This window comes from Amycolatopsis sp. CA-126428 (genome assembly GCF_002904335.1).
Classification (GTDB): domain Bacteria; phylum Actinomycetota; class Actinomycetes; order Mycobacteriales; family Pseudonocardiaceae; genus Amycolatopsis.
The window spans coordinates 46,090-65,654 of sequence record NZ_PPHF01000074.1 but is presented as its reverse complement, the minus strand read 5'-3'; the positions used below and the strand labels follow the sequence as shown (position 1 = coordinate 65,654).

Below are 19,565 nucleotides of genomic sequence, written 5' to 3'. Positions count from 1 at the left end.
GAGGATACCCGACGGTCCGCGAGGCGGGATCCCCCACTCGGGAACGACGTCCCGGCGATCGCGGAATACCGGCGCACGCAGGTTGAACGCCGAAAAAACAACTACTACCAAGAGTTATCCGGACATGGCAAAGCGCGTTTCCGTCAATCGATCACGCCGGGCGGCGAAATCCGCGTGATCCTTTCCCGCGCGACCGCCTGCGTCTTTTCGTGGGCATTCGCCGAACGGCCTTCACCGGGGTCGTCCGGCCGTGTAGGGGCCTCGGCGTTAGAGTCGCGGTGATCGGCAGAGGGAGGACGTTTCGTGCACGCCAGGCGCATCCCCGTGGTCCTCGTCGCCGGGTTCCTCGGCGCGGGCAAGACGACGCTGCTCAACCACCTGCTCGCCAACCGCGAGGGCGCCCGGGTCGGCGTCGTGGTCAACGACTTCGGGCAGGTGAACGTCGACGCGCTCGCCGTCGCCGGCCAGGTCGACACGATGGTCTCGCTCGGCAACGGCTGTCTGTGCTGCGCCGTCGACGCCGGCGGGCTGGACGCGATGCTCGCGAAGCTTTCGAGCGCGGAGGCGGGCATCGACGTGATCGTCGTCGAAGCCAGCGGCATCGCCGAACCCCGCGACCTCATCCGGCTGATGATCGCCAGTGAGAACCCCGATATCCGCTACGGCGGGCTCGCCGAGGTCGTCGACGCCGCCGAGTTCGAGGCCGCCCGCGAACGCCACCCCGAGCTGGCCGACCACCTGCGGCTGGCCGACCTCGTGGTGCTGAACAAGGCCGACCGGGTGCCCGCCGGGGCGCTCGCGAAGCTGACCGCGACCGTCGAAGAGCTGGCGCCGGGCCGCCCGCTGCTGGTCACCGAGCACGGCCGGGTCGACCCGCGGCTGTTCTTCGACCCGGAACCCCGCGGCGAGCGGGCCGGGCAGCTGTCGTTCGACGACCTGCGCGAGGACGACCACGACCACTCGCGGCACCTGCACGCCGAGTACCAGACGGTCACCTTCACCGCCGCGACGCCGCTCGCGCCGCGTGCCTTCGTCGAGTTCCTCGAGCGGCGGCCGGCCGGGCTCTACCGGATGAAGGGCCAAGCCGACTTCGGCCCCACCGGCCCTGAATCGCGCTTCCACCTGCACACCGTCGGCGGGTTCGTCCAGCTGGCGCGGTCGGCGTGGCCGCGGGGCGAGCCGCGGCGGACCGAGCTGGTGCTGATCGGCGCCGGGATCGACACCGACGCCGTGCTCGCCGACCTCGGCAGCTGCCTGGCCGAAGACCCGGACACGGTGGACGAACGCGGCCTGCTGCACGTCCTGCGGTACCTGCCCGACCAGGCCTGAGCACCCCGCCACGCCGAAGATCGGCAAATGCGCCCGGACCCCGGGCACCGCGACGGACACTGGCCGCCATGACGACCACCGCGGTGAGCGCACCACGCTGGTACCTGGTCGGCGTGCTGCCCGAAGACGTCCCCCTGGCCCACCTGATGACCCGCTCGGGCGACCTCCGCTACCGGCGGTCCGCCTGCGGCGAACGGGAGTCCCGCAGCTGGAAGCCCGTGGACCTGGTCACCGCCGAGCTCGCGCCGTGCCCGGCGTGCGTCGCGACGCTGTCCGGCGTCGGCGAGGACCGCAGCCAGCTCGTGCTCGACCTGGGGATCTAAGCGGTCAACGTCCGCGCGAGCCGCTTGGCGGTCTCGAACGGCTGTGCGCCCTGGGCGACCACCGACGTGACCGCGGCGCCCTCCAGCAGGAGCATCAGCTCGTCGGCCAGGACGTCGGCGCGCTCAGGGTGGCCGCGCCGGAGCTGCGCCCGCAGATAGCCGTGCAACGCGGTCTTGTGGTGGCGGACCACCTCGCGGACCGGGTCGGCGGGGTCGGGGAACTCCGAAGTCGCGTTCAGGAAGGCGCAGCCGCGGTAGCCGTCGCGCGCCACCCAGGCTTCGTAGGCGTCGAAAACCGCCAGCACCCGGTCCCGCGGATCGGGGTGCGCGGCGGTGATCCGGTCGACCTCCTCCTGCCACCGCCGGTCGCGCTCCCGCAGGTAGGCGACGACGAGCCCGCTCTTGGACCCGAAGTTGCCGTAGAGGGCCGCCTTCGTCACCCCGGCTTCGGCCGCCACCGTGTCGACGCCGACGGCGTGGATGCCGTCGCGGTAGAACAGCGTCGACGCGGCTTTGAGCACTTTCGCGCCCGCATCGCCGGGACGGGTCCTGGCCACCGCACTCCTCCGAACAGGTCGGTATCAGTCTTCACCTGCGGTAATCGTACCATCGCTTGACATCAGACAGACCTGTCTGTTTGGTGGATGGAGTGGTGATGCAGACGAAAACGGACAGGTGGTGGTCCACGGCCGCGATCGGCGCGGTCGTGATCGCCCTCTGCTACGGGTTCGCGCGGTACGCGTTCGGGCCGTTCGTGCCGCGGTTCAGCGAGACGTTCGGGCTCACGGCGGTCGGCGTCGGCGTGCTCGGCGGCGTGTCCACCGCGGGCTACGGCCTCGGGCTGCTGCTCGCCCCGAGAACGTCCGCGCGGTCGGCACGCGGCACCGTGCTGCTGGCCGCGGCGGCGGCGACGCTCGGGCTCGGCCTCATGGCTGTCGCCCCGCACGTCGCGGTCTTCGGTGCCGGGATCGCCGTCGCGGGGGCCGGCGCGGGCCTCGTCTCGCCCGGCGTCGCCCAGCTGATCGGCGAGACGGCCGGGGCGCGCACCCGCGACCGGGCGCAGACCTGGGCCAACACCGGAACCGGGCTGGGCCTGGCCGCGTCGGCGTTCACTCCCCTGCTCGCGTTCGGCTGGCCGGTGATCTGGTCGGCGTTCGCCGCCCTCGGCGTGGCCGTGACGCTGATCGCGTGGCGGACGTTGCCGCGCTCACCCGGGCCCGCCGACGTCCCGGCGACCTCCGGTCCCGTCGGCGGGCTGGTCCCGCTCGTGGTCAACTCCGTCCTCATCGGCGTGACGAGCGCGCCGTACTGGACGTTCTCCAGCTCCCGGCTCGCCGAAACCGGGCTGAGCCCGGTGGCCGCGACCTGGTGCTGGGCCGCGATCGGCGTGGCCGGGTTGCTCGGCGGCCTCGCGGGCCGGGCGGCCGGGCGCGTGGGCCTGCGGACGGTCAACCTCGCGACGTGGACCCTCTCCGCCGCGGGCATCGCCCTCTTGGCGCTGCCGGACCCGGGCGTGCCCCTCGCCCTGCTTTCCGGTGCGCTGTTCGGCAGCACCTACATGGCGCTGACCGGGCTCTGCATCCTGTGGGCGGCCCGCCTCTTCCCGGCGCGGCCCGCCCGCGGCATCACGTGGTCGTTCGCCGGGCTCGGCGCCGGCCAGACCGTCGCCTCGCCGCTGGCCGGTGCGGCGGCCGCGGGCCTCGGGTCCGCGGCGGTGTTCGGGCTCACCGCCCTGGTGGCCCTCACCGCGTGGAGCCAGCTTCACCGGCGCCTCGGGCCACCCTGATCACGCCTTCTTCGCGCGGCTCGGCGCCACGCGCGGTGGCTCGTTGGGCATCTTCGGGTACACCGGCGGCCACGGCGCGTCCATCAGCCCGGCCGCCATGTCGCGTTCGGACATCTCCAGCAGCGGCTCGATCGACTGCGGCCGCTCCCCCGCCCCGGCCCACGGATCGCCGCGCTCGGCGACCCGCGCGGGCACCGTGCTCAGCGTCAGCGTGCCGGGCTCGACGGTGTCCAGCTCGCCCCAGCCGATCGGGGTGGACACCTGGCCGCCGACGCGCGGGCGCACGCACCAGGTGCCGAACACGGTCTTGTGCGGGGCGTTCTGGTTGAAGTCGACGAACACGCGCGTGCCGCGTTCTTCCTTCCACCACTGCGCGGTGATCTTCTCCGGGTGACGGCGTTCCAGCGCCCGCGCCAGCGCGACCGCGGCCGCCCGCACCTGGAAGCCGTCCCAGCGCGGCTCGAGCATCACGTACAGGTGCAGCCCCCGCGAACCCGACGTCTTCAGGTGACCTTCGATGCCGTGCTCGGCCAGGAACTCCCTGGTCAGCACCGCGGCTTCGCGCAGCTCGTCGAACCCGATGCCGGGCGACGGGTCGAGGTCGACGCGCAGTTCGTCGGTGACCTCGGGCGTGTCGGCGAGGTAGGGCCAGACGTGGAAGCCGAGGCAGCCGAGGTTCACCGCCCAGAGGATGTGGGCGAGGTCCTTCGCCACCAGCGCGTCGCTCGTCGTGCCGTTCGGCGTCGAGACGACCGTGGTGGTCAGCCACGACGGCGCGCCCTTGGGGACGCGCTTCTGGAACCAGTTCTTGCCGCCGGCGCCGTCCGGGTAGCGCTCCAGCAGCAGCGGACGCCCGCCGAGCCGGGCCAGCAGCGGCCCGGACACCGCCCGGTAGTACTCGACGAGGTCGAGCTTCGTCTCGCCGCGTTCCGGGAAGTAGACCTTGTCCGGGCTGCTGATCTTGACCTCGACGCCGTCGACGTCGAGCAGCACCGCCCCGCTCATCGCGCCTCCCCGAACAGCTTCGCGAGCTCGGCGGGCGGTGCCTCGTCGAGCTGGGCGTACGTGCAGGACTCCGGCGTGCGGTCGGGCCGGAAACGGACCAGCCGCCCGCCGTGCCGGAACCGGCCACCCTGCAGGTGCTCGTAGCGGACCTCGGCCACCCATTCCGGGCGCAGCGGCTCCCACGAAAGGTCCTTCTGCGGGGCCCATCGGCTGTTCGCGCCCGGCTGCCGACCGGGCTCGGGTTCGTATTCGGCCCAGGACCGCCACGGGTGGTTCTCGAGCGCGTTCTCGCGCAGCGGCGCCAGCTCTTCGACCAGCTCGGCCCGCCGCGCCTTGGTGAAACTGCTGGCCACCCCGACGTGGTGCAGGACGCCCTCGTCGTCGAACAGCCCGAGCAGCAGCGAACCGACGCCGGCGCCGTCCTTGTGCCAGCGGAAGCCGGTGACGACGCAGTCGGCCGTGCGCTCGTGCTTGACCTTCAGCATGACGCGCTTGTCCTGCTCGTACGGCAGGTCACCGGGCTTGGCCATGACGCCGTCGAAGCCCGCGCCCTCGAACCGGGTGAACCAGTCTTCGGCCTGGCCGGGGTCGTCGCTCAGCGGGGTCAGGTGGATGCGCTGCAGACCTTCGGCGTCCGTGCGGAGGATGCTTTCGAGCTGCTTGCGCCGCTCGCGGAACGGCTCCTGGGTGAGGTCGGTGTCGCCGAGGGCGAGCAGGTCGAAGGCGACGAAGCTGGCCGGCGTCTCCACGGCGAGCTTGCGCACGCGCGAGGCCGCCGGGTGCAGCCGCAGCTGCAGCACCTCGAAGTCGAGCCCGGCCGGCGTGACCAGCACGATCTCGCCGTCGACGACGCAGCGGGGCGGCAGCGCGGCGGCCAGCAGCTCCACCAGCTCCGGGAAGTAGCGGGTCAGCGGGCGGTCGTTGCGGGAGCCGAGCTCGATCTCGTCGCCGTCGCGGAACACGACGCAGCGGAAGCCGTCCCACTTGGGCTCGTACAGCAGCCCCGGGTCACGAGGCACCTCGTGCACGGCTTTCGCGAGCATCGGCCGCACCGGCGGCATCACGGGCAAGTCCACCGCGCGAGCTTAAAACACAGGTACGACATTTCTCGGCGTGATACACACTCCCTCGTGACCACCGAACGCCCCGCACCGCCCCTGACCGGCGGCGAGCGCGAAATGCTGCGCACCTTTCTCGACTTCCACCGCGCCACCCTCGCGATGAAGTGCGACGGACTGTCCGACGAGGACCTCCGCCGGGCGTCGAGCCCGCCGTCGACGCTTTCGCTGCTCGGCCTCGTCCGGCACATGGCCGAGGTCGAGCGCACCTGGTTCCGGCGGGTGATCAACGCCGAGGACATCCCGCTGCGGTGGTCGCCCGAAGGCGACTTCCAGGCCGCTTACGACGCGAGTTCGTCCACCCGCGCGGAGGCCTTCGAGGCGTGGCAGGACGAGGTCGAGCAGTCACGCAAGATCGAAGAGGCGGCCGAGTCCCTGGACGTCACCGGCCACCAGGCGCGCTGGGGCGAGGACGTCTCGCTGCGGCTGGTGATGCTGCACATGATCCACGAGTACGCCCGCCACAACGGCCACGCGGACTTCCTGCGGGAGGCCATCGACGGCGTCACGGGAGCCTGACGGACCTGCTCGCCTGGTCGTGCGACCCGGATCCGGCCCTGGGCCGGGAGATGGAGCGCGACCTGGCGGGCGAGCCGCCGGAGATCCCGGAAGCGACGCAGGCGCGGATCGGGACGGAGGAGTCGGGGTGCCGGCCTACCGGCGGCGCGGACCCCGATGGCCGGTGGGCGGGCTGCGCGTGGGTCGAAGGCTCGGCGCGCTCTTCGGCCCACTCGACACTCAACGTGCTCAAGGGCCTGCTCGCGTACGAAACCGCGACGGGCGGCACGATGGCTTCCCGGCTGGCACGTCGTTCCGGGGAGGAGTACCTGCGGGAACGCGGGCTGTTCGGGCCGCGCGTGGTTCGCGGTGGACCGCCGCTAAAGCTCCGCCAGCACGAGCCCGCTGCGCGGCTTCGGCGTGAAGTACGTGGCCTTGCGCGGCATCCGGCGCCCGGCCGCGTGCACCGCGAGGACGTCGGCGTAGCTGACCGGGGCCAGCAGCACCACCGCGTCCGCGTCCGGCGGCAGCGGGCGGCCGGCCGGGAGCGGGCGGACGCACGGCCCTTCGGGGTCGACGCCGAGCGCGCGGGAAAACAGGACCTGCTCGACGATCTCGTGGTCGATCACGGGCCCGGGCCCTTCCACGGCCGGGAGCGGGATCCGCAGCACGGCCGCGCCGGCGCGCACCACGACCTCGCCGGCGACCGGCACGGCTTGCTCGTCGTAGCGGACGTCCAGGCCGGCCTCGCACCAGCGGGACACCAGGTCTTCGGGGCCGAGGCCGGTGCCGGTGAGGACGCGGTGGATCGCGCCGATCTCCAGCGCCGGTCCCGCGGTGACCAGGGCGAGCAGCGCGCCGTGGCCGGCCGCCGCCGCGGCGGCCACGCGGTGGTTGCCGTCGGCGACCAGGAGGTCCGTGCCGGCGACCGCGGCCAGCAGCCGGCTCTGCAGGGGCCCTTCCGGCACCACCCACAGGTCGTGCCGCCGCCCGGCCGCGTCCGAAGTGGACAGATCGGGCAGGCCGAGGCCGGCGCAGGCCTGCTCGACCTGCTCGGTCAGCTCCGCGCCGCCGCCGGCCGGGACGAGCAGCGCCGCGCTGGTCGCGCAGCCCAGCCCGGCGAGCACCGCGGCCCGCTCGGCGACGACGTCGGGGTAGACGTCCTCGGTGTGGCGGACTCGCGCGGCGCCGTCGTCGGTCACCGCGGCCGGGTCGACCAGGCAGAGCAGGCCGAGCGCCACCCCGTCCGGCCCTTCGATCCGGTAGGGCGCGACGACGTCGCGGACCGGCCGGTAGGACCGCTTGCGGAGCCGTTCGAGCACGGCGCGGGCGACGGGGACGGCGGCCGTCAGGTCGAGACCACGCGCCAGGGCCGCGGGGGTGCGGGCCGGGTGCTGCACGGCCAGCAGGCTGTCGGCGGCACCGGGCGCGGCCAGCGCCGCGACCACGCGCTCGGGCTCGGCGAACTCGTCGACGTCGGGGCCGGGGACCGCGTCGCGGACCACCCAGCCCCGCCCGATCGGCCGGATCCAGTCGCTCATCCTGTCCATCTTGCGCCACGGGCGCCGGGAAATTCGCTGGGGCCGGTGCCGCCGGGATGGAATGCTTAGGACTGCAAAGTAGTTGACCCCGGTCATGACCGTCCCGAGGAGCACCCCGCCGATGACGACATCCGCCGCCACGAAGGGGGTCGGCTTCCGGTCCGAACGCGGCCCGGTGCTGATCGCGGTCATGCTCAGCACGGCGCTGGTCGCGCTGGACAGCACGATCATCGCGACCGCCGTCCCGTCGGTGGTGCGCGACCTCGGCGGCTTCGCCCAGTTCCCGTGGCTGTTCTCGATCTACCTGCTCACCCAGGCCGTGACGGTGCCGCTCTACGGCAAGTTCGCCGACGTGCTCGGCCGGCGGCCGGTGATGTTCTTCGGGATCGCGGCGTTCCTGGTCGGCTCGGTGCTCTGCGGTGCGGCGTGGAGCATGCCGGTGCTGATCGCCGCCCGGGCGGTCCAGGGCATCGGCGCCGGAGCGATCCAGCCGATGTCGATGACGGTGATCGGCGACCTGTACACGGTGGAGGAACGCGCGCGGGTCCAGGGCTACGTGGCCAGCGTCTGGGGCGTGGCTTCGGTGGTCGGCCCGACGCTCGGCGGGGTCTTCGCCGAGTACCTGGACTGGCGCTGGATCTTCTTCATCAACCTGCCGCTGGGCGCGATCGCGGCGCTGATGCTGTTCCGCAACTTCGCCGAGCACGTCGAGCGCAAGCCGCACAAGGTCGACTACCTGGGCGCGGCACTGCTCACCGTCGGCTGTTCCCTGGTCATCCTCGGCCTGCTCGAGGGCGGCGTCGCGTGGGCGTGGGGCTCGCTGCCGAGCGTGGGGATCTTCGTCGCGGGCGCGCTGCTGCTGGTGGCGTTCGTGGTGGCGGAGAAGCGCGCGGCCGAGCCGGTGCTGCCGCTCTGGGTGTTCACCCGGCGGGTCCTGGTGGGCGGCAACCTGGTGGCGCTGGTGGTCGGCGCGGTCCTGATGGGCCTGACGTCGTACCTGCCGACGTACGCGCAGGGGGTGCTCGGCGCGGGCGCGCTGGTGGCGGGGTTCGCGGTGGCGGCCCTGACGGTCGGCTGGCCGATTTCGGCGTCCCTGGCGGGCAAGATCTACCTGCGCATCGGCTTCCGCGACACGGCGTTGATCGGCAGCGTGTTCATCATCGCCGGCGGCGTATTGGTGGCGCTCCTCGGCGCGGGTTCGTCACTCTGGGCGGCGGCGTTCGCGGCGTTCGTCCTCGGGGTGGGCCTGGGCCTGGCGGCGAGCCCGACGCTGGTGGCGATCCAGTCGGTGGTGGGCTGGGACCGCCGTGGCGTGGTGACCGCGACGAACCTGTTCAGCCGCTCACTGGGAAGCGCGGTGGGGGCGGCGGTGTTCGGGGCGATCGCCAACGCGACGCTGGCGTCCCGGTTCGCGAACCCGCCGGCGGAGGTGGGTCCGCTGCCCCCGTCGGTCGACGCGACGAGCCTGGTGCTGGGCGGACACGCGCCCGATTCGCCGGCCGCGGTGTTCGTGCGCGGGGCGTTGGCGGATGCGACGCACTATGTGTTTTTGGGGTTGTTGGCGGTGGCCGTCTTGTCGGTGGGGGCGTTGTTGCTGATGCCGCGGAAGACCGAACAGCTGGAGTTCTAGACCTCATTTCGGCGACGTTCCCGGAATTCGTGGTCACCGCTCGCGCCGGCTTCGGATTCCCAAGCACAGCAAGTCATCCCTGAGCACTCCAGGCGGCCTGCGATGACCGTTCATCTGCACGGAATTGTGCATGTGCAGGCGATCGACGATGTCCTCGAAATGTCAGGTTTCTGACCCGGAAACGCTCCACAACAAACCTGTGGACCATGGGCTATCCTTCTCTCGGCGGTGTTGAGCCGTCACGTTCCGCAGTTAAGATCCGAACACTTTCACGCGATGCTCCGGCCCACCGCCGCCCGGCTGGCCGGTACGCGCCTTTCGAGAACCGGGGGACGCACGTGACCGAGCAGGTCGGGCAGCCTTCAACCGAGACCGAAGCCCTCACGTTGGTATGGGTGAAGAGTTCGGCCAGCGGCAGTGGCAACGCTGATGACTGCGTCGAGGTCGCCACCGCGGCCGAGCGCGTACATCTCCGCGATTCGAAGTTCGTCAGCCCTCAGCTGATCTTCAGCCGAGAAGCCTGGAAGGCGTTCCTGCAGGATCACTCCTAGCCCACACCCGTTCGCACCCTGGGGCCCCGGACGACCGGGTTCACCAGGGTTTTTTGCTTCCTCGGATCGCGACGCCTCACACCTGCCTGCCACCTGGCACATCTCCGCCTCGCTCTTGGCCCCGCGTCGAAGTGACGTAGCTCATACCGACTGCTATCGTTCTGCTATGTGGCACCTCGCCGCGTGGCATACCGAACGGACGGGAGTAGAACGATCATGACTAGGGCGCATTCGCCAGTGGCTAGCCAACGGCGAGTGCTGGCGGAAATAAGGGAGGCACGGGAGGCCCTGCAGCTGACCCAGCAGAACGTCGCGGACGCGCTGGACTGGTCGCTCTCCAAGCTCAACCGTATCGAGAGCGGGCAGGTGGGCTTGTCGATCACCGACCTGAAAGCGCTCCTGCTGCACTACGGCATCACCGACCGCGACCGCGTGGAAAAATACGTCCAGATGGCGAAGGACGGTCGGCAGCCGGCTTGGTGGGACGAGTACAAACGCACCAACAGCCCGGAGTTCGTCAAGTTCCTCGGCCTCGAAGCAGCCGCCGTGATCCTGCGCCAGTACCAGTTGCACCTGGTACCGGGGCTGCTCCAAGTCCCCGAGTACACCCGTTCCCTGGTGAAGGGGTCCAGCGATCCCTCGATCGCGGAACGGAAGGTGAAGCTGCGGGCCGAACGGCAGAAGCGGCTGGAAGATCCCGAACTCGAGCACTTCTTCATCCTCGACGAGTCGGTGCTGCACCGACGCATCACCGATGTCGCCGGCTGGCGGATCCAGTTGCGCCATCTGCTGGAGGTCGCTCAGCGGCCCAACGTGTCCGTGCAGGTCCTGCCTTACCAGGCGGGCTGGGTCAGCGGCATGCAGAGCTCGTTCGAGCTCCTTCAGCTGTCCGAGCAGTCCAACGACCTGTTCCTCAACCTGGAACAACCCAATGGAGACCAGTTCTTCGACGATGTCACCGGAGCCGTGAAGGCTGTCGAGTTCATCCAGATCTTCTACAAATTGGAGGACGCAGCGCTTTCTCCTGAAGAAACACCGGCGCTGATCGAACGGACGCTCGAAAGGCTGGACGACTGATGAACCAAGGATAAAAAAGCGGCCCCCGGCTGCCACCAGGGACCGCTTCCGCAAGGCAATAACCTCCGCTCCACGTGACACGAGCGCGGACTTACTGCCGAGGCGCCAGCATACGACTCCCCGACCGGGGGTTGGTGCCGCCGTCCGGTTGGAGACCCCGAATCATCTCTCCGGGAACATGAATTCACCTATATCGGGTGACTCAGAGCCACCCAGACCGGCAACGGGCCACAAATCCGCCGGCCGGTCTGTCAGTGCCTCTCCCCAGGACAGGGTTGTCCGCGACACCGCCGGCCCCAGCGCCGGCCTGCGCCCCGCGACCGCCCGACCCATGTCCGACGTATCGGCGATGTCGCCGATCCCGTTCCAGGAGGCACCGTGAAAGTCGCCGTCCCCGCCGACCGCAGACCGTTCCCCCGCCCGCTCCCGGCGCTGGCCAGCCGGGCCGGGGCGCTGCGCTACGCCTCACGCCGGGAGGGGTGGCCGCGATGAACGACGATGACGGAGTACTGGCACCGGAGCACTGGGCGACCCGGCTCGGCGTGCCCGTCCTCATCTTCGCCCCGCACGTGGTCGCGCTGCTCAGGCTCAACGACCTCGTCCCCCTCATCGACGCCGACCACCAGGTGATGCGGGTCTACGCCGTGCCGGACAACGGTGAAGACCGGCCGGACGCCGCCGAACTCGTCCGGGCCGATGGCGGGGTTCTGCTGACCATGCCGCAGGTGCGGCGGGTCACTCACGGGCTGGTGCTCGCCGGGAGCACTCGCGGTGTCGACGACGTGCTGGGCCCCGTGCTCCTCGTCCCCCACGGTGGCGGGCTCGGGCAGTACCGCCCCCACCGCACCGACACCGACGGCGCCCTCGTCACCGGCCTCCACCCCGCGCAGCTGATGCGAGACGGCCGGGTCCGCCCCGACCGGATCGCGCTCACCCACGAACGAGAGTGGGATCTCCTCGCCCGGATCTGCCCGGAGGCCCTGCCGCACGCCTTCGTCGGCGGTGACATCGCCTTCGACCGGCTCGTCGCCACCGCCGAATACCGTGACCAGCACCGGCGCGCCCTCGGCGTCACGGACGACCGGGAAGTCCTGCTGGTCACCTCCACCTGGTCACCGCTTTCGGGCTTCGGCCGCAATCCGGAGCTCTTCCGCGAGATCGCCGAAGCTTTGCCGCGCGATCGGTTCCGCGTCGTGGCGTCCCTCCACCCGCAGATCTGGTCGCAGCACGGCACCGGCCAGGTGCTCGGCTGGCTCTCCGACGCCATCGACGCGGGGCTCCGCGTGCTGAAGCCGTACACCGACTGGCGCGGTGCCGTCGCCGCCGCCGACCACGTGCTGGCCGACTACACCTCGCTCGGCACTTTCGCGGCCGGCCTCGGCACCCCCGTCCTGCGGCTGCCGCACGGCCCCCAGCCGCTGCTCGAAGGCAGCCCGGCGGCCGTCCTGGCCGAGCACACCCCGCGGTGGGATCCCACGCGGCCGCTGCTCCCCCAGCTCCGCGCCGCCGCCGACGCGCAAGGCCGGGGGCTCGGCGCCCGGATCGCCGGCTTGCTGACCTCGCGGCCCGGGGAAGCCGGGAAGATCCTCCGGAAGGAGATGTACGACCTGCTCGGGCTCCCCGAACCGGCGCGAGCGGTCCCGCTCTCCCCCGCGCCACTTCCCCGGCTCGTGCCCCGGCCGGTCATTCCGCGGCCGCGAAGCCGGCCGGACGGGTGACCGTCACTCCGGCGCGGCGGGCAGCTTCGTCACCGCCGGGCGTGGAGAGCGCCCGGCCCTGACGGATGTCCTCTGCCGGCATCCGCGCCGTCATTCGCCGACCTGCCGGGGCGGCCCCTCGACCGGTGGCTCCGCGTTCTCGGCGTCGTACCGCCGCAGCCGGGCGCGAACCCGCTCCACCTGCGGCCCGCCCACCTGCTCGTACAGCGCCAACGCCTCGGCGAGGTGGCCGCGGGCCGCCCTCGGGTCGTCATCGCACTCCGCCACGTCGGCGAACCCGACCAGGACGTCCGCCTGGTAGAACGCCGAGCCCGCCTCCGCCAGGACCCGCCGCGCCCGCTCCAGGCGACGCTTCGCCGAGGCGACGTCGCCACCACGGGCGTCCAGGCGAGCCAGCCCCACCAGGACCTTCGCCTCGTCCTTTTCGTCCCCCAGGTCGGCGAACATCCGGCGGGCGCGTCGGAGGTGTTCCGCCGCTTCGGCCGGGCGGTTCGCCTTCGCCAGCACCTCGCCGATGCGGCGGTGCCGCTGGGCGACGCCGCGGTCGATGCCCAGCTCCCGTTCGATCTCCAGGCTGGCGGAATAGAAGGAGATCGACGCCGGAACGTCGCCGCGGCCCTGCGCCGCCGTTCCCAGCTGGTCCAGCGCCACCGATTCGTTGTGCCGGCTCCCCGCCGCTCGCGCCAGGTCCAGCGCGCGAGCGCATTCGCGTTCCGCGTCCTCGAACCGGCCCAGGTCCAGGTACGCGCGACCGAGCTGGCAGCGCAGCCGCGACTCCGCGACCGCGTCCCGGCAGCGCCGCGCCGCCGCGATGCCGATCTCGTGCGAACGCAACCAGCGGGCGAAGTGCTTCCGGTGCAGGAACAGCTCCCACAGAGCCTCGCACAGCTGCCACGCCAGCCGGTCGTGCTCCCGTTCGCCGGCTGCTTCCAGCACCGCCAGCACGTTGGGCAGCTGTCCGTCGAGCCAGTCGAGCGCTTCCCTGCCCGAGCCGAACGCGGGCGGCGCGGTGCGGTACTGCTCGCACACCGGGCTGACCCGCCAGCGCAACGGGATGACGACCAGGTTCGCCCGCGTCATCTCGTGCAGGAACCAGGTCGCCACCCGGGGAACCACCTCGGGCCGCCCGGCGTCGCGCTGGGCGCGGGCGTGCAGGCGGACCAGGTCGTGGAACCGGAAGCGGAGCTCGTCGACCTCCTCGAGAAGGCTCGCGTCCACGAGGAGCTGCAGCCCGTCGGCCGCCGCCGGTTCGGTCAGGCCGGTCACCGCCACCGCCGTGCCGACGTCGAACGACGCACCCGGGAACTCGCTCAGCAGCCGGTACAGCGTCGCGGCCGTCGGCGGCAACGCCCGGTAGGACCAGTCGAACATCGCCGCCACCGAGGCGTCTCCCTCCGCCGAAAGCCGGCTCAGCCGGGATCGTTCGTCGCCGAGTTCGGCCACCACCCGCGCGACCGGCCACCGCGGCCGGGACGCCAGCCGGGCCGACGCGACGCGCAGCGCGATCGGCAGCCGGCCGCAGAGCACCGCCAGCTCCGCGACCGCGGCCAGCTCACCGGCGACTCGCGACCGGCCCACGGCCCGCACCACCAGCTCGACGGCCTTCGGCTGGGAAAGGGGCGCCACATCCAGGAAGCGCGCGCCTTCGGCCACGAGCCCGTCCAGCCTCAGGCGGCTGGTCACGAGCACCAGGCAGCCGGCCGACGCGGGGACCAGCGGGCGGACCTGGGCCGCCGAAAACGCGTTGTCCAGCACGACCAGCAACCGTCGGCCCGCCGTCCTCGTCCGGAACAGGGCCGCCTGTTCGGCAACACCGGGCGGGACGCGCTCGGGCGCCACCCCCAGCGCGCGCAGGAACGCCCCGAGCGCCTCCTCCGGGACGACCGCGGTCCCCGGCGAAAACCCCCGCAGGTCCGCGTAGAGCTGACCGTCCGGGAAGCTGCCCGCGTGCCGGGCACCCCAGGTGACGGCGAGGGCGGTCTTGCCGACGCCGCCCGGCCCGGTCAGCACGGCCAGCGCCGGCCGGCCACCGGTGTCTTCCCCGGCGACGTCGTCCAAGGCCGCGAGTTCGTCCGCCCGGCTCGTGAAGTGCGACGGCACCGCCGGCAGCTGCCGGGGTACCGGGGACTCCTCCGGTCGGCGTGGGCCGGCGATCCACACGTCACCGGTGATCGTCCCGGCCTGCAGCACCGCCCCGGCCGCGTCGCCGCCGACGGAATTGTGGACTCCGGGTGGTGAGGTGGTCTCGTTCCGAGATGTCATCCGAGAACTCCCGCCGGATCCCGAACTTCCCTGTCTACCACGCCGTCACCGCAAGCCGTTCCGGCGTACGAGTGGTTCGACCGCCGCCGGCCGGGCCACGGCGTACCGTTCGGAGCACGGACACGGCGTGCTCTCCTCCCCCTCGGAGCGCGCCGTGCCCGCCAGCGGAGGTGTTGGGGCGCAGTGGTTTTTGAGCTGACGTGAACGAGAATCCGCTGTTCGACCGAACGTGCTCGCCGCTTCGCGTGGCTATGCTGGACGGCGGCCACGCTTTCGGTTCGGGAAGACGCGCGACATGAACGACCAGCGGCAGGTGCTCGTCCGGGCGGAGTCCCGGCACGTCGTCGTCTCCGACGTCGACGGCGGTCGTGAAACGCTCACCTATCCGGGCGTCACGCTCACGCGCGTCATCGCGGGCATCCCGGACGAGCGCGTCTGGCTGCCGATGGGCGAGCGTCCCACCGAAGTCGACGACGAAGCCCTCATCGAGGCTCTGCGCGCGGCGTTCCTCTGGCGGATCGGGCGCCCGTAGCGCTTTTTCTGGTGGCCGGAGGAGTATCGGCCGGTTTCCCGGGTAGGCCCTCCGGACAAGGAGGAGTCACAACGGTGCAAGTGAACTGGGGCGCGGCACACGAGCCGGGATGGCAGGTGCTGGACGTGGCCGGAGCGGGCCCCTCGGGGCTGGCCGTCGCGCGCCGGTGGGCCCAGGCCAAGCTGGCTTCGCTCGCCGACGCCGACCGGGTCGATGCCGTGATCGTGGTCGGCGAACTGCTGGAAAACGCCTACGTCCACGCGACCGGCCCCCAGCAGCTGCGGCTGCACCTCACGAACGACCCGTGCCAGGTGACCGTGGCCGTCGCCGACACCGGTACCGGCGAACCCCGGCTGCGGGTGCCGAGCCGCTCCGGCGGCCGGGGCCTGCTGCTCGTCGACGAACTCGCCCTCGACTGGGGCGTGAGCCACCACGACGACGGCAAGGTCGTCTGGGCCCGCCTCGCCTGCGCGGACTAGGACCGAGCCACCCGTTCCTCCCGGCGCCCAGGCCCTAGCGGCCGTTCCAGTGGATGACGTCCGGGAACTCCAGGAACTTCCGCAGGTGCTGCTGCTCGGTGCGGTCCTGCACGGGCAGCCGGAAGATCGAGCCGTCCGGCCAGGTCAGCGTGCTCTTGCGGAAGCTGAGCTCCGGCGCCTGCGGTTTGCGTGCTTCCCAGACGATCCGCGGCGGCGGTGCGTCGGCCGGGTCGGTGGTGGTCGGTCCGGTGTCCACCACCGCCAGGCACGACGGCGAGCACGCCAGCCACGCGCCCCCCACGGACCGGAGCCGGTCGGCGAGGTCGAGCGCCATCGCGTTCTCCGGGCCCGTCACGCCGATCGCCCGCTGGAACGGCAGTCCCGGCCGTTCGCCGTGGGCCAGGGCGAAGACGCCGAACACCGCGGCGCCGAGCCCGCGCAGGATGTTCCAGAAGAACCGCCGGACGAGCCGCTTCCCCACGACGGTGCCGTCCCGGCGGCGGCCGGGGACGTCGTAGCCCACGTCGGTGTCGCCGAAGTGCAACACGATGACCGGCTCGCGCCACCGGTCGCGGGTGAGCGCCTCGACCCGCTCCCGGAACCCGGGCCGGACCCGGGCCTCCTGCGACCAGCTTTCGACGCGGTCGTGGAATTCGGCCGCGCGGACGTCTAGATGTCGAGATCCCTGCGCGTCTCCTCCGGGCTCCGGTCCCCGCCGATCTCGCTCTTGTCGAACCACGGTTCGTCCCCCTCCGGTGTGACGGCGTCCTTGCCTTCGGCGAACGCACCCTTGCCCGCTCCGATGCCGGCCTTCACGCCCGCGCCGGCGAGGAACGGCTTGACGCCGGCCGAAGTGCCGAACATCGTCGTGAGCGCTCGGTTGCTCGGCTGCCAGCCCTCGGCGACCGCGCCGAAGCCGAACTTCGTCTCGCCGGGCATCACGCCGATGCGCAGCTTGCGGGTGAACACCTCGAGCTTCCCGGAGTACTTGACCAGGAACTCCATGAACTTGTCGAGCAGCTTGCCGAACTTGCCGAGGTAACGCGTCACCTTCTGCAGCACGCTGGCCGCCTTGGCGATGGACGCGGTCATCGCGGCCGCGACCGAGCCGCCGAAGCTGATCACCGACGCGGCCAGCGCGGGCAGCCACAACGTGATCAGCCAGGACACCAGCTCGGTGATGATCCCCTTGATCACCTCTTCGATGACCACCATGACCATCGACCACATCTGCAGCACCTCGGCCACCGAACCGGCGGCCGAGCCGATGCCGCGGATGCCGGAGGAGAAGTCGCCGAGGGCTTCCTTCGCCGCGTTGCCCGCCTCGTCCACCCACTCGGCCAGCGCGGTGTCGCCGGTGCGCTCGAAGTCGTCGGCGAGCGCGACGAAACCCTGGGCGATCGTGACGAAGTTCTCCGACGCGTGGCCGATCGCCGGGCCGTCGCCGGTGACCTGGTGCAGCGCGTCCTGCAGCGGCTGGACCAGCTCGAGCAGCATGTTCAGGCCGTGGCTGACCAGCCAGCCGATCGGGTCCATGGCGAAGGTGACCATGTCGCCGGCGGCGGCACCGACGAACGCCGCGCCGTCGCCGACCAGCGCGGCCCCCGCGGACGCCAGCTCGCCCGGGCCGTCGGCCTCCGCGGCCTGCCGGGCGTGCTCGCCGATCTTCTTGCCGGCCTTGTAGGCGGTGCCGGCCACCGGCACGTACCCGGCGGCGCGGTCGAGGTTGGCGCCCGTGCTCTCGTCGTAGGCCTCGACGTTCAGCGCGTCGGCGATGCTCTTCTTCGGCTCGGTCATTCGCCCTGCCCGATCGCGTCGATTTCCGCTTCGTACCGCCCGAAGGCGACCTTGCCGGCGTCTTCGGTGCCCTGGTACATCTCCGCGGCCTTGGTGAGCTTGGTGGTGAACCCGTCCACGCCGTCCTTGAGGTCGGTCAGCAGCGAGCGCAGCTCGGCGAGGCGGTCGGTGTAGCCCTGCTTGGCGAAGAGGCCGACGAGCCCCCACGCTTCGTTCGTGACGTCGGCGGCGTCGATCTTCGCGCCGAACTTGTCCGCCTCCTGCTCGTAGAACGGCAGCTGCTTGGCGTAGGCGGAGATCGCGCCGACGTTCGTCTGGATTCCTTGTGTCATCGCGGATTTCCCTAGGATCGGCGGAGGATGGGGCCCTGGTCGAAGTCGTCGTCGTCCCCGGCGGCGCGCCGGCGGACGGGCCGCGACGGCTGCCGCGGCTCCTGCTCCGACGCGGGCTCGGCCGCCGCGGTTCCGAACGCCGCCGCCTGGGCTTCGCGCACCTGCGCCGAGACGTCCACGCCGAACGCGTCGCCGAAGGTCTCGTCCACGATGCCGGCCTGCTGCTGCGCGGCCCCGGCCGCCGCCCGGCGGATGGTGTGCATGATCGTCGCGGCGAGCTGGCCGGCCTCGACCCGGGTGGCCCCGGCGGTGAGCCGCAGGTCGGTGATGGTGCCGCCGGCGCCCGCCGTGACGGTCACGGTCCCGTCGGGCGAAGTGACGGTGGTCTCCAGCCGGGCGATCCGCTCCTGCATGTCGCCGACGCCGGCGAAGCGGGCCTCGGCCTGCTGCACCTTGCTCTGGAAGTGCTGGAATTGGGCGATCAGCTCGTCCATCTGGGCGGACATCGTGTCTCCCTTGCGCGGTTCGGGGCCTGTGTCCGCATCATGACAGATCCGTTCCGCGGCCGATCACGTTTCGCCGGATCGCGCGCCTCAGAAGTCGACGAGCTCCACGGTCACGGTGCTGGTGTCCCCCACGCCGAGGCCTTCGGCGTCCCGGACCGCCCGTTTCAGGGGCAGGACGTAGGCCTCGCGCGAACCGTCCGGGAAGATCGAGGTCTGCCAGCTCGTGGCGCCAATCGTCACCCGGACGCGCACCGAACCGAAGGCGCGCCTCGGCTCGGCGGAGAGCTCGCGGATGTCCTCCGACGCGTCGGCGGGCAGGCTGACGAAGACCCAGCTGTCGGCGCGCCGGGCATCCCATTCCCACAGCTCGGCCTCGAAGACGATGATCACGCCCGCAGTGTCACACAGGGCACCGACAGTTTCCGGCGGGTTCCCGTCAGAGGCAGGGCGGCCGGTAGCCGTCGATGCGCAGGCCGCGGAACTCCAGCTCGTTCGGCGTCTTCCCGACGAACACCAGCCCCCGCGCCTCCCGCAGTGCTGATGCGAACGAGTACGAGGGCGTCCCCAGCTCCGGCAGCGACGTCCACTTGCGCGGCGAGAAGCCGAAGAACTTCGTCACCAGCCGGCCGCCGGTCGACGGGACCCGCGTGAGCCACTGGGCGCCGCCGCTCCAGTGGGACGCCGGGCGCAGCTGGACGTACAGGTCGTCGGTCGCGCGGTAGGTCAACAGGAATCCCGCTGACCGGGACAAGTCGGCCTGCGCTTCGAACCGGTTGCCCAGCCACACCACGGCCACGTGCCATTCCGCGTTCAGGAACGTCACCTCGGCCGCGTACCGGCGCCCTGCGGGCACGAGCAGGCTCCCGGTGGCCGGGACCGTCGTCCCTTCGCCGCTGGCCAGCCACTGCTGCAGCCGGTCGATCGACGGTGTCGCGCACTCGCGGCCCGGCGATGCGGAGGCCGCGGCCGGAGCGATCAGCGGGAGCACCAGCAGGGCCGTCAAGGCCGAAAGCGTTCTGGCGAAAGGAAACCGAGCGCGCATTCCCGGCAAGCTAGCACCGCGGGCCGCCGAGCACCACCT

Annotated in this window: 21 protein-coding genes; 10 read left to right on the top strand and 11 right to left on the bottom strand. The window is 71.8% G+C overall.

Features of this window, described 5'->3' with window-relative positions; genetic code table 11:
• Positions 1-303: 303 nt before the first annotated feature.
• Together C2L58_RS18650 and C2L58_RS18645 are read left to right on the top strand one after the other, a co-directional pair.
• Positions 304-1,329, top strand: a complete 1,026-nt coding sequence (locus C2L58_RS18650) for a CobW family GTP-binding protein (RefSeq protein WP_103338855.1) — start codon at positions 304-306, stop codon at positions 1,327-1,329.
• Between the two features lie 68 nt (positions 1,330-1,397).
• Positions 1,398-1,652: a hypothetical protein gene (locus C2L58_RS18645; RefSeq protein ID WP_103338854.1), complete on the top strand. Its 255-nt coding sequence runs from the start codon at positions 1,398-1,400 to the stop codon at positions 1,650-1,652.
• Here C2L58_RS18645 and C2L58_RS18640 read toward each other — a convergent pair.
• On the bottom strand, positions 1,649-2,209 hold the full coding sequence (locus tag C2L58_RS18640; RefSeq protein ID WP_103338853.1) for a TetR/AcrR family transcriptional regulator: 561 nt from the start codon (positions 2,207-2,209) through the stop codon (positions 1,649-1,651). The two genes, C2L58_RS18645 and C2L58_RS18640, sit on opposite strands and share 4 nt — an antisense overlap.
• A gap of 98 nt (positions 2,210-2,307) precedes the next feature.
• Here C2L58_RS18640 and C2L58_RS18635 point away from each other — a divergent pair, with 98 nt between their 5' ends.
• Positions 2,308-3,438: an MFS transporter gene (locus tag C2L58_RS18635; RefSeq protein WP_233225794.1), complete on the top strand. Its 1,131-nt coding sequence runs from the start codon at positions 2,308-2,310 to the stop codon at positions 3,436-3,438.
• Here the strand turns inward: C2L58_RS18635 and C2L58_RS18630 are convergent, their stop codons facing one another.
• Positions 3,439-4,443 carry a DNA polymerase domain-containing protein gene (locus C2L58_RS18630; protein ID WP_103338851.1) on the bottom strand — a complete coding sequence of 335 codons (1,005 nt, stop codon included), beginning with the start codon at positions 4,441-4,443 and terminating at the stop codon, positions 3,439-3,441. It abuts the gene before it with no gap.
• Positions 4,440-5,519 carry an ATP-dependent DNA ligase gene (locus tag C2L58_RS18625; RefSeq protein WP_199191328.1) on the bottom strand — a complete coding sequence of 360 codons (1,080 nt, stop codon included), beginning with the start codon at positions 5,517-5,519 and terminating at the stop codon, positions 4,440-4,442. Before C2L58_RS18625 ends, C2L58_RS18630 begins: the two co-directional genes overlap by 4 nt.
• Positions 5,520-5,573: 54 nt before the next feature.
• On the opposite strand from C2L58_RS18625, the gene C2L58_RS18620 reads away from it, so the two are divergent.
• The gene (locus C2L58_RS18620; RefSeq protein ID WP_103338850.1) at positions 5,574-6,080 is read left to right on the top strand and encodes a DinB family protein; all 507 of its coding nucleotides are present in this window, start codon (positions 5,574-5,576) and stop codon (positions 6,078-6,080) included.
• Positions 6,081-6,439: 359 nt separating this feature from the next.
• Here the strand turns inward: C2L58_RS18620 and C2L58_RS18610 are convergent, their stop codons facing one another.
• Positions 6,440-7,600: a DUF1015 family protein gene (locus tag C2L58_RS18610; RefSeq protein WP_103339411.1), complete on the bottom strand. Its 1,161-nt coding sequence runs from the start codon at positions 7,598-7,600 to the stop codon at positions 6,440-6,442.
• Positions 7,601-7,721: 121 nt separating this feature from the next.
• Between C2L58_RS18610 and C2L58_RS18605 the strand changes: the two genes are divergently transcribed.
• The 4 genes from C2L58_RS18605 to C2L58_RS18590 all read left to right on the top strand — a co-directional run bounded on the left by C2L58_RS18605 (position 7,722) and on the right by C2L58_RS18590 (position 12,576).
• Complete coding sequence (locus tag C2L58_RS18605) at positions 7,722-9,230, top strand: MDR family MFS transporter (protein WP_103338849.1); 1,509 nt, start codon at positions 7,722-7,724, stop codon at positions 9,228-9,230.
• A gap of 338 nt (positions 9,231-9,568) precedes the next feature.
• Positions 9,569-9,781, top strand: a complete 213-nt coding sequence (locus tag C2L58_RS50475; protein ID WP_233225793.1) for a DUF397 domain-containing protein — start codon at positions 9,569-9,571, stop codon at positions 9,779-9,781.
• A 255-nt stretch (positions 9,782-10,036) separates the two neighbouring features.
• Positions 10,037-10,858: a helix-turn-helix domain-containing protein gene (locus tag C2L58_RS18595; RefSeq protein WP_233225792.1), complete on the top strand. Its 822-nt coding sequence runs from the start codon at positions 10,037-10,039 to the stop codon at positions 10,856-10,858.
• Between the two features lie 488 nt (positions 10,859-11,346).
• A complete protein-coding gene (locus C2L58_RS18590) occupies positions 11,347-12,576 on the top strand; it encodes a hypothetical protein (protein WP_146073633.1) in 1,230 nt (409 codons plus the stop codon).
• 90 nt (positions 12,577-12,666) lie between these two features.
• Here C2L58_RS18590 and C2L58_RS18585 read toward each other — a convergent pair whose 3' ends face one another.
• Positions 12,667-14,838 (bottom strand): ATP-binding protein, encoded by a 2,172-nt coding sequence (locus C2L58_RS18585; RefSeq protein WP_103338845.1) that lies wholly within the window; start codon positions 14,836-14,838, stop codon positions 12,667-12,669.
• Positions 14,839-15,133: 295 nt separating this feature from the next.
• Here C2L58_RS18585 and C2L58_RS18580 point away from each other — a divergent pair, with 295 nt between their 5' ends.
• A complete protein-coding gene (locus C2L58_RS18580; protein ID WP_103338844.1) occupies positions 15,134-15,370 on the top strand; it encodes a hypothetical protein in 237 nt (78 codons plus the stop codon).
• Between the two features lie 74 nt (positions 15,371-15,444).
• Positions 15,445-15,849 carry an ATP-binding protein gene (locus C2L58_RS18575; protein WP_103338843.1) on the top strand — a complete coding sequence of 135 codons (405 nt, stop codon included), beginning with the start codon at positions 15,445-15,447 and terminating at the stop codon, positions 15,847-15,849.
• Positions 15,850-15,883: 34 nt separating this feature from the next.
• Here the strand turns inward: C2L58_RS18575 and C2L58_RS18570 are convergent, their stop codons facing one another.
• The 6 genes from C2L58_RS18570 to C2L58_RS18545 form a co-directional block, all read right to left on the bottom strand.
• Positions 15,884-16,399, bottom strand: coding sequence for a hypothetical protein (locus C2L58_RS18570; RefSeq protein ID WP_103339410.1), 516 nt, complete (start codon positions 16,397-16,399; stop codon positions 15,884-15,886).
• 119 nt (positions 16,400-16,518) lie between these two features.
• Positions 16,519-17,646 (bottom strand): hypothetical protein, encoded by a 1,128-nt coding sequence (locus tag C2L58_RS18565; protein ID WP_103338842.1) that lies wholly within the window; start codon positions 17,644-17,646, stop codon positions 16,519-16,521.
• Positions 17,643-17,978 carry a hypothetical protein gene (locus C2L58_RS18560; protein ID WP_103338841.1) on the bottom strand — a complete coding sequence of 112 codons (336 nt, stop codon included), beginning with the start codon at positions 17,976-17,978 and terminating at the stop codon, positions 17,643-17,645. Before C2L58_RS18560 ends, C2L58_RS18565 begins: the two co-directional genes overlap by 4 nt.
• 11 nt (positions 17,979-17,989) lie before the next feature.
• Entirely contained in the window at positions 17,990-18,484 is a 495-nt protein-coding gene (locus C2L58_RS18555; RefSeq protein ID WP_103338840.1) for a YbaB/EbfC family nucleoid-associated protein, read from the bottom strand.
• Between the two features lie 87 nt (positions 18,485-18,571).
• Positions 18,572-18,874, bottom strand: coding sequence for a DUF1905 domain-containing protein (locus tag C2L58_RS18550; RefSeq protein WP_103338839.1), 303 nt, complete (start codon positions 18,872-18,874; stop codon positions 18,572-18,574).
• A 46-nt stretch (positions 18,875-18,920) separates the two neighbouring features.
• Positions 18,921-19,526: a hypothetical protein gene (locus C2L58_RS18545; RefSeq protein WP_199191327.1), complete on the bottom strand. Its 606-nt coding sequence runs from the start codon at positions 19,524-19,526 to the stop codon at positions 18,921-18,923.
• Between the last annotated feature and the right edge of the window lie 39 nt (positions 19,527-19,565).